The sequence below is a fragment of the Tardiphaga sp. vice154 genome, assembly GCF_007018645.1.
Taxonomy (GTDB): Bacteria; Pseudomonadota; Alphaproteobacteria; order Rhizobiales; family Xanthobacteraceae; genus Tardiphaga.
This window is the reverse complement of record NZ_CP041399.1, coordinates 5,320,124-5,335,097: the sequence shown is the minus strand read 5'-3', so window position 1 is coordinate 5,335,097 and position 14,974 is coordinate 5,320,124. Positions and strand designations below refer to the sequence as shown.

Here is a 14,974-nt window from a genome sequence, read left to right as displayed (position 1 = left end):
CGCTTGAGCATCTTTTCGTCCTTTCCGCGGCTCGCCGCGCTGTGGACCAATCCCTCGCTGCGCGGGATGGCCGGCGTGTTCGTGCTGCGCATCACCATCACGGCGCTCAGCTTTGCGCTGATCACGCTGGCCGCGCGCGCGATGCCGATGGCGGCCTTCGGCACCTATTCGATCCTGTTTAGTGCGGCCGGCCTGTTCTGCATTCTCGCCACCGTCGGCCAGCAATTGCTGCTGATGCGGTCGTGGAACGAATATTCGGCGAGCCGGCAGACAGGCCTGCTGAAGGGCGCGCTGATCTTCGCGGCGCTGGTATGTGGCGCGGGCGGCGTGCTGGTGGCCGTGCCGTTCTATGCGTGGTTCGCAGCGTCGCAGGGGCCGCTGGTCGCGGTTTCGGTCACGCTGTATCTGGTCACCTTGTCGGTGTTGCTGACGACGTCGCATCTGGTACGCACGGCGATCGGCATTGGTATCGGCGACGGCGTCGGCAATCTGTCGCTGACCGTGCCACCGACGATCTATCTGGGCTGGATGCTCCTGACCGGCGCGACCGCACGGCTCGACAGCGTGTTTTTTCTGATGGCCGCAGGCGGCATCGCCTGCATTGTGTGGCACGTCACCGCCATGACGCGGTTGATCCGCAGGAAATTTCCGGGCTTCGCGGTCACACCGGCCGAGTTCGACTGGCCGTCGTGGCGTAGCCGTTCGCTCAAGCTGTGGCTGTCGAACAGTCTGGAAGCGTCGAACCAGTATCTCGACGTCCTGATCGTCGGCGCGTTGATGAGCCCCGGCGTCGCCGGCGCCTATTTCGTCACCAGCCGGCTCGCCAACGCCTTTGCGATGGCGACGGACGCGATCCACATGTTCTCGACCCGGCATATTCCGGATCTGTACTATCACAAGAAGTTTGCTGAACTGGGGGCCTTGCTCGACCATGTCGCCGGCGTCACGCTGCTGGTCGTCGTCACCGGCATGGCGGTGATCATCGGCGCCGGCCACTGGATGCTGCTGGTTTTCAGCGCCGCGTACGTGCCGTATTACGATGCGCTGGTGACGCTCTCTTTCGGCATGGTCGCGCTGGCGGCCTCCGGCCCATCCGGCTCGATCCTGATGCTGACCGGGCACGAGAGCCGCTATCTCGGCATCATCGGCGCCAGCGTGCTGTTGCGTGTGATCGGATTCGCGGCGCTGATTCCGTTCTTCGGCGTGATGGGCGCGGCGGTGGCAACGACGCTGTCGTTCGTCTTCATGGCGGTGATGATGGCACGGTCGGCAAAAGCCATGACCGGCATCGACGGATCGGTGCTGCGATTGCGCGACGTGGTCTGGCGGCGGCCGGCACTGGCCAAGCCGAACTAGACATTGGCCAGTCGAGCGGCCCTGCGTCCGTCGTCACGTCCGGCCGCCGCAACACCTTTTGCGTTTGAATGATAAGCGTCGCCTGACTGAATCGATTTGACAGGTCATTCATCGCAAGTACTCGCGCTGAAGGAACTTCAGAACTCGCTGCAGTGCGGCGGCATTCGAATTCTGTTAATCGTGTTTCGGCATCAATACCTCCAGCAGCAAGGAGTTATCGATGTTCAATCTGGAACACGCCATTCGCGAACGCGCCTATCATCTGTGGCTCGCCGACGGCTGCCGCGACGCCGCCGCCGATGCCTACTGGATTGCTGCACAGCGCGAAATGTTGAGCGCGTCGATGTCGGGGTCCGATATCGGAACTCCGTCGATCCCGTCGGAAGCGGCGACCGTGCAGAAAAAAGCGCCCGCCAAAACGAAGATCGTCAAGGTGCCGGCGAAGAGCAAGCGGCGCGCCGCCTGACCATGACGATGATCGCGCGCCTACATCTCCCGATGCACGCGCGCTGTGCATAAAACCCCTAATCTGTGGACAGCCTATTCGCGACGCAGATACCGTCACAAAACTGACCGGATTGGACCCGGCAGGTGGGGCGTATGCGTTGGGTTTGCAGATTGCGATTTTGAAGGTTCTGGCGAGCTATCCAGACGGTCGGGCAACCGTTGCCGCCATGAAAAACGATCTGGCGATCCTCGGCGGCGCGGGCGTGGCGTGGAGCCAGCGTCTCAAGGCACTCGCGGCGCGGGCGCCCAGCCTCGATATTTTCAGCGAAGGCTTCGTGATCCGCGACAGCGATGGTTGGCAGTTGACGCCGGCCGGGCGCAAGGCGTTGCATCGTATCGAGCATCCCGCGCCAGCGAAAGCTGCCACACCCAAGCTCGAAGCGATCGCGCGGCTGACGCCAGCGAGCCCACCGCGGGCACGCATGGTTCTGCAAGTGATCGGCCGCAACGAACGACGTCGCCGGCACGTGGCCGTGGAACGCTCGGCCTGACAATCTCTGCCTGACCACGCGTCGTCGAACGTGCGGTTCAATCAGGCGGCCAGGTCCCACAACTGCGGTGAGCCGCGTAGCAATACCGCGCGTCCCTGAGGCGTCAGCTGTGGAGCGCCATCCGACAGTACTACGAGTCCGATCGTGCCGAGTTGCTGCAAGACGTAGCCGTTCAGCTTGCCGGCAGGCGCCGCCGGGCGCAGCGCGCGCAAGGCGGCCCACTGGTCGCTGGTCAGATCGTGATCGAGTTCGGTATGCATGCTGTCCTGCCCGGTGTCTGGATGCAGGCTTTAGCGGGCGATGGTGAATCTTTCGCGACAGGCGCCGGCCGTATCACTACGGCCGTCGGATCGCAGCCGTTACGCCGCCGTGACGCGCCAGATCACGTCGCCGACGTCGTCGGCTACCAGCAGCGCGCCATCCGGACCGAGGGTGACGCCGACCGGGCGTCCGTAAGACACCTTCTCGTCGGCCGCCAGGAACCCCGACAGGATGTCGCGCGGCGGACCGGACGGGCGGCCATCGACGAACGGGATGAAGACCACCTTGTAGCCGCTCAGCGTGCTCCGGTTCCAGGAGCCGTGCTGCCCGATCACCATGCCATCCGGAAATCCTGGCAGCGTGCCGGCCGGCAGCCAGCACAGGCCCAGCGACGCGGTGTGGCCGCCGAGCGCATAATCCGGCGTGATCGCCTCCGCGACCAGCGCTGCATCCTGCGGCACGCGGTCATCGACCGTCTGGCCCCAATAGCAATAGGGCCAGCCGTAGAAGCCGCCGTCGCGCACCGAGGTCAGATAGTCCGGCGGAGTCTCGTCGCCGAGGCCGTCGCGTTCGTTGACGACGGTCCAGAGTTCGCCGGTGACGGGCTCCCAGGCCAGGCCGACGGGATTGCGCAGGCCGGAGGCGAAGATGCGGCTGGCGCCGCTTGCCACATCGAGCTCGACCACCGCGGCGCGGCCCTGTTCGGCGTCCATGCCGAAATCCGCGATGTTGCTGAGCGAGCCGACTCCGATGAAAATCTTGCTGCCGTCGGGGCTCGGCAGCAGGCTGCGCGTCCAGTGTCCGCCGGATTTGAAATGAGTGAGTTTCTTGCCCGGCGCATCGATGCGGTCGGCACCGGCGACATAGGGAAACGCCATGACGCCATCGACATTGCCGACATAGAACGTGTCGCCGAGCTGCGCCATGCCGAATGGCTGGTTCAGCCCCTCCATGAAGATCGTCTGCGATTCAGCGATGCCGTCGCCGTCGCCGTCGCGCAGCAGCGTGATGCGATTAGCGCTTTCGCCGAGTGCCGCGGCGCGGCGCATCGTCGCCTGCATCGCATAGCCGAACACGCTGCGGACGGGACCTGCGACCTGCGACGCCTCGGCGACCAGCACGTCGCCATTGTCGAGTGCATGGATCCAGCGCGGATGCTTCAGGCCGGTGGCGAAGGCATTGACCTTCAGCCCGGCCGCGACGACGGGCTTCTGCCCCGCGGCCCAGCCCTGCGCGGTCGGCATCTTCAGCGTCATGATCGCGCCCTGCGGCTTCGCGGCCGGCACAGCCGGCGCGTGGCCCCAGGCGGCCTGGCTCGGTACGCCCTGCAGCTTGCGCCATTGCAGCGCGCCCGCGCCGACCACCGCCACCATCCGCGCGAAAATTGCCGAAAATTCCATCATGTTCCCCTTTGATCGCGCGTACCCTATCCGCAAAACGCGACGAAGGTCCAACCGCCGCGGCATGGTATGGCTGCCATGGTTTCACGACGAACAGCCGGGGATATCGATGAGTTTTTTTGCGCGACTGAAGACTGCGGCGGCACCGGAGTGGCGGGCCTATACCTCGCATCCCTTCACCAACGGGCTGGCCGACGGCTCGCTCGCCGAGGCGGCGTTCCGCCATTATCTCGCGCAGGATTATCTGTTCCTGATCGAATTCGCGCGGGCCTATGCGCTGGCCATCTACAAATCGCCGGCGCTTTCGCAGATGCGCGATGCCGCGGCCGGCCTGTCGGCGATCCTCGACGTCGAGATGGACCTTCATATCAAGCTCTGCGCCGGCTGGGGCCTCACGCCCGGCGATCTGGAGCGCACCGAGCCCGCCGCCGAGACGCTGGCCTATACGCGCTACGTGCTCGACACCGGCATGCGCGGCGACCTTCTGGCGTTGAAGGTGGCGCTGGCGCCCTGCGTAATCGGCTATGCTGAAATCGCCACGCGGCTCGCCGCGCATCCGCACGCTTCGGCCGCCGGCAATCCCTATCGCGCCTGGATCGCCGAATATGCCGGCGAAGCGTACCAAGACGTCGCGGTTTCGGCACGGGCGCAGCTCGATCACCTGGCCGATCTCTACGCGACGCCGGCGCGCGAAGCCGAACTGATTGCGATCTTCAAGGAAGCCACGAGGCTTGAAGCCGACTTCTGGGAAATGGGCTGGCGGCACGGGTAGCTTCTGGACTTGGCCCGGCGCACATGGCCGCCCGAGGGTGGCGCGATGCACCGGCCCGGGCAACGATCGTCGCGATTGCATTTCTGACGGCTTCGGCATGTAAATTGCCGGATCGAATTTGAAATGGAATGCCGGACCCATGCCGATTGCGACGTCACGTGGTGCTTCTCTCTATTGGGAAAAGCAGGGCCAAGGCCCTGCGCTGGTTCTGGGGGCGGGCCTTGGCGGGGTCGGGAGCTACTGGACGCCGAACATGGCGGCGCTGACGCAGCATTTCACCGTCTATCGCTTCGATCAGCGCGGCACCGGCCGCTCCAGCCGCGAGGCCGTGGAATCGATCGAGCAGATGTCGGCGGATCTGGTGGCGGTGCTGGACGATGCCGGGCTGTCCCAGGCGATGTATCTCGGCCATTCCACCGGCGGCGCGATCGGGGTGGCGACGGCGCTCGATTATCCGGAGCGCCTTTCGGCGATGATGATCTATGCCAGCACCACCCATGGCGACGCCTATCGGAGGAAGATCCTGGGATTGCGTTCGGTGCTGTTCAGCCAGCTCGGCGTCGAGGCCTATGCGCAATATTCGACGTTGCTGCTGTATCCGCCGTACTGGATCAACACCCATGAGAGCGAGATCGCGCAGTCCGAGGGCGTTACGCCCGACCAGCTCGGCAGCGCCGAGATCCAGGCCAGCCGGTTCGACGCCATCCTCAATTTCGACCGCCGTGCCGAACTGTCGCGGATCGCGATTCCGACCCTTGTCGTCTGCGCCGACGACGATATTCTGACGCCGAGATACTTTTCCGAAGAGTTCGTCCGGCTGATACCGGGCGCGCGCGGGCATTTTCTACCGCGCGGCGGCCATGCGCTGTCGCGCACCGAGCCCGCGCTTTTCGAATCGATTGCAGTTGAATTTTTCCAGGGAGTTTGATGTCGATGATGGCCCGTTCGTTCACAACCCTGCACGTGGCGGCCCTGCTGGCAGCCCTATCGATTTCAACGTTTGTCCAGGCGCAGGAATGGCCGCCGCACAATCTGCGCATCCTCGTGCCGTTCCCGGCCGGCGGCAGCGCGGATATTCAGGCCCGCGCCATTGCGGACGAACTATCGAAAAAGCTGGGCAAGCCGGTGCTGATCGAGAATAAGCCAGGCGCCGGCGGCAATCTCGCCGCGACCGAGGCCGCGCGGTCGGTACCGGACGGCACCACGCTGTACATGGCGACGACCGGCACGCACGCCGCCAATATCAATCTCTACGAAAAACTGTCCTATGACCCGGTCAAGGACTTCCAGCCGCTGACGCTGGTGACGATCTACCCGCAGGTCATCACCGCCAGCGGGCCTTACAAGGATCTCGACCTCGCCGGCCTGATCGCGGCGATCAAGCAGCAGGGCGACAAGCTCAATTTCGGCTCGTCGGGCGTGGGTTCGCCGACCCATCTCGGTGGCGAGCTGTTCAACCGTGAGGTCGGCACGAGGCTGATGCATGTGCCGTATCGTGGCCAAGGCCCAGCGATTACCGACCTGCTCGGCGGCCGCCTCGACGTCATGTTCCCCTCGATCCCCGACGCGCTGGCGATGCTGCAGGCCGGCCAGATGCGTGCCATCGCGATCATGGCCGAGAAGCGCTCGAAGGTGCTGCCCGATGTGCCGACCACCGCCGAGCTCGGCTATCCCAAACTGCTGAGCGCGATCTGGGCCGGGCTCTATACGACCGCGGGCACGCCAAAGCCGGTTGTCGATCGACTGGCCAAGGATCTGGCCGAGATCGTCGACTCCCCGAAATTCAAGGACAAGTTCGAGGCCATGGGCTTCGAGGTACGCTCCTCGACGCCGGAACAGTTCGGCGCCTACGCTGCTGCCGAGACCAAGCGCTGGGGCGACATCATCAAGGCACTCGACATCAAGCTGAACTAGAAGCGATGGCGTTGAGCGATCCCCTCTTGAATTTAGTCGCCGTCGCCAGGTTCATGCTGTCGCATCCGTAAAATCGGGGCTCGCGATCTCGTCGACACGATGACACGCGACAAAATGCGCCGGTCCCGTCGCCTCCAGCAACGGCAATTCCTCGCGGCATTTCGCGATCACGAAGGGACATCGCTGCGCAAAGCGGCAGCCGGGCTTCGGATCGACCGGGCTCGGCGGATCGCCTGTCACCAGAAACTGCGCCTTCAGCCGGTTGCGCAAGGGGCCGGGAGGCGCCGCGGCGGCCACCAGCGACCAGCTATAGGGATGACGCGGCGCCGAGAAGAACACCGAGGCCGGCGCCTGCTCGACGATCTTGCCGAGATACATCACCGCGAGCTCGTCGCAGAAATGCTGGATCACGCCGAGATCGTGCGAGATGAAGATATAGGTCAGGCCGCGCTCGCGCTGCAACTTCTTTAGGAGGTTGAGGATCTGCGCCTGGATCGCGACGTCGAGCGCCGACACCGCCTCGTCGCACACGATCAGGTCCGGCTCCGGCGCCATCGCGCGGGCGATGCTGAGACGCTGCCGCTGGCCGCCGGAGAACTGGTGCGGGAACAGGTCGGCGGCCTGCGGCGGCAATCCGACGTCGGCCAGCAACTGGCTGACGCGGGCATCGCGCTCCTTCGCCGTGCCGATGCCGAGCAAATCGAGCGGCTCGCGGACAAGATCGCCGGCGCGGCGGCGCGGATCGAGCGAGGAGAACGGATCCTGAAACACGATCTGGAATTTGCGGCGCGCCAGGCGCAGACGCTCGCCCTGATACTCCGCGATGTTCTCGCCGCCGAACACGATCTGCCCGGAGGTCGCCGGGATCAGCCGCATCACCGCCTGCGCCGTGGTCGATTTGCCGGAGCCGCTCTCGCCGACGATGCCGAAGGTGGTGCCGCGGCGAACGCGGAACGACACGCCATCGACGGCATGGACCTTCGACGGCTTGCCGAACAGCCCGCGGCGGCCGGCCGGGAAATGCACCACGAGGTCGTTAACGTCGAGCAGGATGTCGCCTGCCGCGGACAGCTCGTCGCTCATGGCGCGATCTCCGGATGCCGCCAGCACGACACCGCGGCCTGTGGGTCCACCACATCGAGCGGCGGCTGCGGCCGCGCCCGGCAGATGTCGGCAGCAAAGCCACAACGCGGCAGGAAGGCGCATTCGGCGCCGCGCGCGCCCAGTGGCGGCACCATGCCGGGAATTTCCTCGAGGTCGGCCTGTACATTCGGAAGCACGGGACCGAGCCGCAGATGCGGCACGCAAGCCATCAGCCCGCGCGTATAGGGGTGCCGCGCCTTTGCGATCACGGCTTGCGATGTTCCTTGTTCGATACAGCGACCGGCATAGAGCACGGCGACGTCGTCGGCGAGTTCGGCGACGGCGCCGAGATCGTGGGTGATCAGCACGATGGCGGTGTCGGTGTCATCCTGCAGCGCGCCGAGCAGGTCGAAGATCTGGGCTTGTACGGTGACGTCAAGCGCCGTGGTCGGCTCGTCGGCGATCAACAGTTTCGGCTTGCAGGCCAGCGCCATCGCGATCATCACGCGCTGCCGCATGCCGCCGGAGAGCTGGTGCGGATAGGCATGGACGCGGCTTTCGGCGGCGGGAATCTGCACCGCCTTGAGAAAGCCGATGGCCTGTTCGGTGGCATCGCGGCGGCCGAGCCCGCGATGCTGGCGCAGCACCTCGCCGATCTGGTCGCCGACCGTGTAGAGCGGATTGAGCGCGGTCATCGGTTCCTGGAAGATCATCGACATCTTGTTGCCGCGCAGCGCCCGCAATTGCGCCGGGGCAGCGGTCAGCACATCCTCGCCGTCGAGCAGGATGCGGCCCGAGGTGACGACGAAATCCTCCGGCATCAGCCGCATGATGGCGAGTGCCGTCATGCTCTTGCCGCAACCGGATTCTCCGACCAGCGCCATGGTCTTGCCGCGCGCCACGTCGAAGGACAGATTTTCCAGCACCGGCACAATGCCGTTGGCGCCCTTCATGGCGACGCCGAGATTCTGCACGGAGAGAACGGGCGACATATTCAGCCCCTTTTCCGCAGGCGTGGATTGATGGCGTCATTGATGCCGTCGCCGATCAGGCTGATCGCCAGCACCGCGACGAAGATCGCCGCCCCCGGGAAGGTCACGGTCCACCAGCTATCGAGCACGTAGTTGCGGTTCTGTCCGATCATCAGGCCCCAGCTCATGGTATTTGGATCGCCGAGGCCGAGGAAGCTCAGCCCGCCCTCGAACAGGATCGCGACGCCGATCGCCAGCGTCGCCGAGACGATGATCGGCGGCAGCGCGTTCGGTAGCACCACGCGCAGGATCAGGTGGCCGTTGCCGGCGCCGGCGGCGCGCGAAGCCTTGACGAAATCCAGATTGCGCAGGCGCAGGAATTCCGCGCGCGTCAGCCGCGCCGCCGTTGGCCAGCTTACCACGCCGATGGCAATGGTGATGGTGGTCAGCGTCTGCCCGAACAGCGTCACCAGCACCATCGCGAACAACAGTGGCGGCAGGATCTGGAAGAACTCGGTGAGTTTCACCAGCGCGGTGTCGATGGCGCCGCCGAAGAAGCCGGACAGCGCGCCGACGGTGACACCGATCGCGATGGTGATGAGGGCGGCGGTGCCGCCGACCGTGAGCGTGGCGCGGCCGCCATGGATCAGCCCGGCCATGATGTCGCGGCCGAGATAGTCGGTACCGAGCCAGGCGTCGGCGCCGGGCGGCGTGAACGGCATGCCGGCGATGTCGAGCGGATCGATGCCGTACAGGCTCGGCCCGAACAGCGTGACCAGAATGAGCAACAGCAGCACCACGGCGCCGGCGACGCCGGCCGGGGAGCGGCCGAACTGGCGCAGCATCGCGGCAAACGGCGATACCGCGGGGCGCGCCGGCAGCGCGGTGGCGTCGCGGATGGGCGCTTCAATCGTGTTCATCGGGCCCCCGACCGGATGCGCGGATCGACCAGCCGATAGACCAGATCGGTGATGATATTGGCGGCCATTACCAGCACCGCGGAGAAGAACAGCACCGCCAGCAGCGTCGGGTAATCGCGGCGCAGGATCGATTCGAACACCAGCCGCCCCATGCCGGGCCAGCTGAACACCGTCTCCACCAGTACCGCGCCGGCGAACAGGTGGCCGAATTGCAGCCCGGCCACGGTGACGATCGGGATCAGCGTGTTGCGCAGCGCGTGCTTGCCGATCACGACATATTCCGGCAGGCCCTTGGCGCGCGCGGTGCGGACATAGTCGGCGGTCAGCGCATCGATCATGTTGACGCGGGCCAGCCGGCTGTATTGCGCGATGAACACCAGCGCCAGCGTGATCGACGGCAGGATGAGGTGCTGACCGACATCGAGCAGATGGGCGAAGCCGGCTTTCGGCCGCGCCACGTCGGACATCCCCGTCACCGGCAGGATCGGCCATACCGAGCCGAACAGCAGCAACAGCAACAACCCGGTCCAGAACACCGGCGCGGCATAGCCCGTCAGCGAAATCACCGTCACGCTCTGGCTGAACCAGCCATTAGGCCTGCGCGCGCTGATGACGCCCAGAAGCGTGCCGACGACAACCGACAGCAGCAGCGCGGAGATCACCAGATAGAGCGTGGCCGGAATACGATGTGCGATCAGATTCACCACCGGTTCGTTGAAATAATAGGAGTAACCGAAGTCGCCAGTGACGACCTTGGCGAGGTAGGTCCAGAGCTGATGGAACAGGCTCTGGTCGAGACCGTATTTGACACGCAGCGCGGCGATCACGTCGGCCGACGCGCCGCCCATTTCGCCGGCGATCACCAGGGCGGGATCGCCGGGTGCCAGATGGATCAGGCAGAAATTCAGCACCAGCACGGCCAGCAGCAGGCCGACCGCATTGGCCAATTGTCTGGTCATGTGGATGAGAAGATTCATATTGCTGCCTGTTGCGAAACGACGACCTCAGTTCTTCGGCAGCGTGTCCCAGCTGATCTCGTCGAGCGGCGACATCATGCCCCAGATCGTCGTCGGCAGGTTCGACAGGCCCTTACTGAAGGCGTTGTAGTAGGGCACCGCGTTGACGAAATAGATCGGCGCGTCCGAGACCACGATCTTCTGGAATTCGGAATACATCGCCTTGCGTTTGTCGGGCGAGGTTTCGCGGGCCGCAGCGACCAGCAACTCGTCCACTTTGGGATTGCTGTATTGCTGGGTATTGGACCAGATGATGCCCTTGCGGATGTTGCTGGTGAGGTAGGTGCGGTCGACGCCGATCACCGGGTCGCCCCAGTTGAAAACGGTGTCCATGGTGAGATCGAAGTCGAAGCTGGAGATGCGCTGTGCCCAGGTTGGGAAATCCGGCGCGGCGCGGACTTCGAGGTTGATGCCGGCGCGCTTCAACTGCGAACGCAGATATTCGGCGACGTTGCGCTGCTGTTCGTCGGCGCCGGGGATGTAGTCGATGGTCAGCGACATCCGCGAACCGTCCGGCTTCTTGGGATAGCCGGCGGCATCGAGTAATTCGCCGGATTTGGCGAGGTCGAGCTTGTATTTCTCGACGTTGGGTTCATCGAGCGGCGATCCCGGCGCGATCGGGCCGGTGGCGGCGGCAGCCTTTCCGGCCATCAGCTTGCTGGTGATGAAGTCGCGGTTGGCAGCAAAGGCGATCGCCTGCCGGACGCGGACGTCGTCCAGCGGCTTCTTCTTCGTGTTGAAGGCCAGCCAGTTGATCGGACCGACGCCGGTGAAGCCCTTGTTGGTAATGGTCACGCCCGGCATTTTCTCGAGGCGTTCGATGTCGCGGACGCCGACCACGAAGGGCAGCGCGTTGACGTCACCGCGTTCGATCGAGACCATCGCGGCATTGCTGTCGGAGACGATTTTCACCACGATCTTGTCGAGCTTCGGACGGCCCGGAATGAAGAACTTGTCGAACTTCTCGAGCGTATAGTACTCGCCCTGCTTGTAGTCGGTGAGGCGATACGGGCCGGAGCCGACCGGCTTCAGATTCGCCGGATGCGCCTTGATCTCCTGCCCGTCGCCGTAGATGTGCTTGGGCAGGATCGGCATCAGCGCCGGCGACATCGCCAGCAGCAAAGCCGGATGCGGATGCAACAGCTTGATGATGGCCGTGAACGGATCCGGCGTCTCCACCTTGTCGACAGCCGCCAGCATGGTCTGGAACGGATGGTTGGCCTTGATGGTCATGATCGAGAAGGCGACGTCTTCCGAAGTAACCGGCTTGCCGTCGTGGAATACGGCGTTCTTGACGAGCTTCAGCGTGACCGACATTCCATCCGGGGCGACCTCCCAGGATTCCGCGAGGTAGGGCTTGGGATTCCAGTTTTCGTCATAGCGCAGCGGGCTGGCGAAAATCTGCGTCGAGGGCATCGCGGTGGCGAGGCCGGACTGTACCGCGCCGTTGAAATGCCGCGGCACCTGCGACGTGGCCATCACCAGCGTGCCGCCATCGGCGGCGGCAGCCGGCGCGAGGTGGCTCGCCGCATCCGCCAGCAGCACGGTGAGGCCGAACGCGATTTTGAGAAGCGTCCTTCGCGAGGCCGTCAGTTTCAACGACGGGTCATTCAACGGCATGGGGCGGTCCTTTTTGCAAGGGATGGAATAAAGCCGCGGGCGGCTGAAACCCGCCGTGCGCGTTGGTGAAAGGCAGGGGCGCAGCCAGCGCGCGGTCAAGAATGGCATCGAGTTGGGTGGTATCAGGCAGATCGACGGTGCCGACTCCGACCAGCAGGATATCGTGATCCTTCGATTCGGCCACCGGCGTCAGCGACCAGTCGCGTCCGACCATCTGCAGCAGCAGGGCACCGGTATCGCAGGGGCAGGCGCCCTTGAGGCGCAGCAGCGACGGCGGCAATGCATGCAGCGCGGTTTCCAGCCGGGCGCGGTCGAAGGCGCCCGGACGCCGGAAGGTCCAGCGTTTGAAGAGTTGCTCATGGATAGCGGTATCCGCCACCGCGTCGGCCCGGAACGGCGAGGTCGATGTCTTGCCGATCCCGGGAAGATCCGGCATTGCCTGCGGCGACGTCGCGACGATCGTTACGCTGTCGCGCAAAGCTGCGATCGCGGCGGCTGCGGCGCGGGTCGCGCTCTCGCCGACGAGGTCTGTCTTGGTAAGCAGCACCAGATCGGCGCGGTCGAACTGGTTGCGCACGGTGTCGCCGACGCGTGGGTCGGCGAGCAACGTTTCGATCCGCGTCGCGTCGGCGAGTACGACCACCGCGTTTAGCCGCAGGCTGGGCTCGACCAGTGCGATCTCCGCAATCCGCCAGGGATCACCGACGCCCGATGCCTCGATAATGATGTGATCGAAGGGAATGGCGTCGTCGAGGATCCTGCCGAGCGTATCCAGGAAGCCGCCGCCGATGCTGCAGCACACGCAGCCATTGGTCAGCGTCATCGTGGTGCCGTCATGCTTCGCGATCAACCCGGCATCGATATTTACCGCGCCGAAATCATTGACCAGCACGGCGGTGCGCGACCGCCCGGTGCGCAGCAGGTGATTGAGATAGGTGGTCTTGCCGGCGCCGAGGAAGCCACCCACGACGGTCACGGGAATCGTCATCGGCTTGGCCGTCATGCGCGGGGCGCCTCGCGGACACGACCACCGACCACGGTGCCCCATACGGCGATGTCCCGGATCGCATCGGGCGCGACCTCGAACGGATCTTCGTCGAGTACCGCGAAGTCGGCATATTTGCCGGTCTCGATGCTGCCGACCAGATGGTCCATCTTCAGCGTGTAGGCGGCGCCGATCGTGACTGCGGCCAGCGCCTGCTGCACCGTGAGCGCCTCGGTCGCCTTGCCGAGTTCGCGGCCGCCGGACGAGATGCGGTTGACCGCGCACCATGCGGTGAACAGCGGACTGAGCGGCGTCACCGGGGCGTCGGAATGAATCGCGTAGGGCACGCCGACGCGTTCGGCGGTGCCGGTGGCGTCGAGCCGGTGCGCGCGCTCCGGGCCCATCGTCAGGTCGTAATGCGAGTCGCCCCAGTAATAGAGATGGTTGGCAAACAGATTGACGCACAGGCCGAGCGCCTTCATGCGGCGGAACTGCGCGGCGTCGGCCATCTGGCAATGCTGTAGCGTGTGACGGTGGTCCGGCCGGGGCGCAGCAATCTGCGCGGCCTCGACGGCGTCGAGCGCCACTTCGGTGGCTTCGTCGCCATTGGTATGGATGTGCAATTGCACGCCGGCGCGATGATAGGCCTCGACGATAACCGGCAACTCTTCCGGCGCGATGTACCACAGGCCGTTCGGCGCGCCGTTATGATAGCCCGGCCAGCGCAGCCGCGCGGTAAAGCCCTGGATCGAGCCATCGACCACCAGTTTGACGATGCCGTAGTGCAGCTTGTCGTTGTTCGTCAGCTTCAGCGCCGCGAGCTTCTCGATGCCCTGTTCCGGCGTATGCGACACCGAGGCCAGCGCCGGCACCAGCCGCACCGAGAAATCCTCGCGCCGGCTGGCGGCGCGATAGACCTCGACGGTCTGCTCGGCGAGATCATTGTGCAGGTCGGTGATGGTGGTGACGCCCTGCACGCAGGCGGAGGAAGCGTAGCGGTTGACGTCGTCGATGGTGAGATTGCCGGACAGCGGATTGACGCCCATCACCCGGAAGACGCGGAAGCGCGCGGCAATGCCCTGGACTTCGCCGGACGGCTCGCCGTCGCTGCCGATCACCACGCCGGAAATGTTGGTGGTGCGGTTCAGCTCGGCCTTCTCCAGCACCAGGCTGTTGACGTTGCTGATGTGGAAGCTGGCGTGGACCACCATGATCAGCCGCGTGGTGGAGACGCGGTCGAGATCCTGCCGCGTCAGCGAATGGCTGCCGATGTGCAGGGGATCGAAGCCCCAGGCAAATAGCGGCGCGTCGGGATCGGTCATCTCCGCTTCGGCCTGCTGCAAACGCGCGACAATCGCCTCGATATCCGGCAGGCCTTTGACGAGTTTGCCCTCCGGGGAGCGACGGTCGCCGGCGCCGACATAGGGCAAATTCCACATCATGCCTTCCATGATGTGACTGTGGCCCTCGACGAAGCCGGGCAGCAGCACCTTGTCCTTGAAGCGCTCATCGACGGTGGCGCCATGGCCGCCGACTTCCGCGAGGCTGCCGACCGCAACGACGCGCCCCTCACGCACTGCAACATGCGTCGCCTGCGGGCGCGACGGATTCATCGTCACGATTCTGCGGGCCGAAAAGATCACTGTATCCGCGTGCACTGGCTATCCTCGAAATGTTG

The 14,974-nt window shown here is 64.9% G+C and carries 15 protein-coding genes; 6 read left to right on the top strand and 9 right to left on the bottom strand.

Annotation, left to right across the window (positions count from 1 at the left end):
• Positions 1 to 3: 3 nt before the first annotated feature.
• From FIU28_RS25035 to FIU28_RS25025, 3 genes are all read left to right on the top strand, one after another.
• Positions 4 to 1,356, top strand: coding sequence for a lipopolysaccharide biosynthesis protein (locus tag FIU28_RS25035; protein ID WP_246660801.1), 1,353 nt, complete (start codon positions 4 to 6; stop codon positions 1,354 to 1,356).
• A gap of 220 nt (positions 1,357 to 1,576) precedes the next feature.
• Entirely contained in the window at positions 1,577 to 1,822 is a 246-nt protein-coding gene (locus tag FIU28_RS25030) for a DUF2934 domain-containing protein (RefSeq protein WP_143575783.1), read from the top strand.
• A gap of 139 nt (positions 1,823 to 1,961) precedes the next feature.
• Entirely contained in the window at positions 1,962 to 2,354 is a 393-nt protein-coding gene (locus tag FIU28_RS25025; protein ID WP_143575782.1) for a hypothetical protein, read from the top strand.
• Positions 2,355 to 2,395: 41 nt separating this feature from the next.
• Here the strand turns inward: FIU28_RS25025 and FIU28_RS25020 are convergent, their stop codons facing one another.
• Positions 2,396 to 2,614, bottom strand: coding sequence for a hypothetical protein (locus FIU28_RS25020; protein ID WP_143575781.1), 219 nt, complete (start codon positions 2,612 to 2,614; stop codon positions 2,396 to 2,398).
• A 99-nt stretch (positions 2,615 to 2,713) separates the two neighbouring features.
• Positions 2,714 to 4,015, bottom strand: coding sequence for a PQQ-dependent sugar dehydrogenase (locus tag FIU28_RS25015; RefSeq protein ID WP_210245441.1), 1,302 nt, complete (start codon positions 4,013 to 4,015; stop codon positions 2,714 to 2,716).
• Between the two features lie 109 nt (positions 4,016 to 4,124).
• On the opposite strand from FIU28_RS25015, the gene tenA reads away from it, so the two are divergent.
• The 3 genes from tenA to FIU28_RS25000 all read left to right on the top strand — a co-directional run bounded on the left by tenA (position 4,125) and on the right by FIU28_RS25000 (position 6,701).
• On the top strand, positions 4,125 to 4,787 hold the full coding sequence (tenA, locus tag FIU28_RS25010; protein WP_143575779.1) for a thiaminase II: 663 nt from the start codon (positions 4,125 to 4,127) through the stop codon (positions 4,785 to 4,787).
• Between the two features lie 139 nt (positions 4,788 to 4,926).
• Positions 4,927 to 5,715 (top strand): alpha/beta fold hydrolase, encoded by a 789-nt coding sequence (locus tag FIU28_RS25005; RefSeq protein WP_143575778.1) that lies wholly within the window; start codon positions 4,927 to 4,929, stop codon positions 5,713 to 5,715.
• The gene (locus FIU28_RS25000; RefSeq protein WP_143575777.1) at positions 5,715 to 6,701 is read left to right on the top strand and encodes a Bug family tripartite tricarboxylate transporter substrate binding protein; all 987 of its coding nucleotides are present in this window, start codon (positions 5,715 to 5,717) and stop codon (positions 6,699 to 6,701) included. Before FIU28_RS25005 ends, FIU28_RS25000 begins: the two co-directional genes overlap by 1 nt.
• A gap of 51 nt (positions 6,702 to 6,752) precedes the next feature.
• Here the strand turns inward: FIU28_RS25000 and FIU28_RS24995 are convergent, their stop codons facing one another.
• The 7 genes from FIU28_RS24995 to FIU28_RS24965 are packed head-to-tail and all read right to left on the bottom strand — an operon-like array spanning position 6,753 to position 14,909.
• Positions 6,753 to 7,784 (bottom strand): ABC transporter ATP-binding protein, encoded by a 1,032-nt coding sequence (locus FIU28_RS24995; RefSeq protein ID WP_143575776.1) that lies wholly within the window; start codon positions 7,782 to 7,784, stop codon positions 6,753 to 6,755.
• Complete coding sequence (locus tag FIU28_RS24990; RefSeq protein WP_143575775.1) at positions 7,781 to 8,776, bottom strand: ABC transporter ATP-binding protein; 996 nt, start codon at positions 8,774 to 8,776, stop codon at positions 7,781 to 7,783. Before FIU28_RS24990 ends, FIU28_RS24995 begins: the two co-directional genes overlap by 4 nt.
• Before the next feature lie 2 nt (positions 8,777 to 8,778).
• Positions 8,779 to 9,675, bottom strand: coding sequence for an ABC transporter permease (locus FIU28_RS24985; RefSeq protein ID WP_143575774.1), 897 nt, complete (start codon positions 9,673 to 9,675; stop codon positions 8,779 to 8,781).
• Positions 9,672 to 10,652 (bottom strand): ABC transporter permease, encoded by a 981-nt coding sequence (locus FIU28_RS24980; protein ID WP_143575773.1) that lies wholly within the window; start codon positions 10,650 to 10,652, stop codon positions 9,672 to 9,674. Before FIU28_RS24980 ends, FIU28_RS24985 begins: the two co-directional genes overlap by 4 nt.
• A 27-nt stretch (positions 10,653 to 10,679) precedes the next feature.
• On the bottom strand, positions 10,680 to 12,311 hold the full coding sequence (locus tag FIU28_RS24975; protein WP_143575772.1) for an ABC transporter substrate-binding protein: 1,632 nt from the start codon (positions 12,309 to 12,311) through the stop codon (positions 10,680 to 10,682).
• A complete protein-coding gene (locus tag FIU28_RS24970) occupies positions 12,298 to 13,314 on the bottom strand; it encodes a CobW family GTP-binding protein (RefSeq protein WP_143575771.1) in 1,017 nt (338 codons plus the stop codon). The genes FIU28_RS24975 and FIU28_RS24970 overlap by 14 nt, the downstream gene beginning before the upstream one ends.
• Positions 13,311 to 14,909, bottom strand: coding sequence for an amidohydrolase (locus FIU28_RS24965; RefSeq protein ID WP_441351644.1), 1,599 nt, complete (start codon positions 14,907 to 14,909; stop codon positions 13,311 to 13,313). The genes FIU28_RS24970 and FIU28_RS24965 overlap by 4 nt, the downstream gene beginning before the upstream one ends.
• Positions 14,910 to 14,974: the final 65 nt, after the last annotated feature.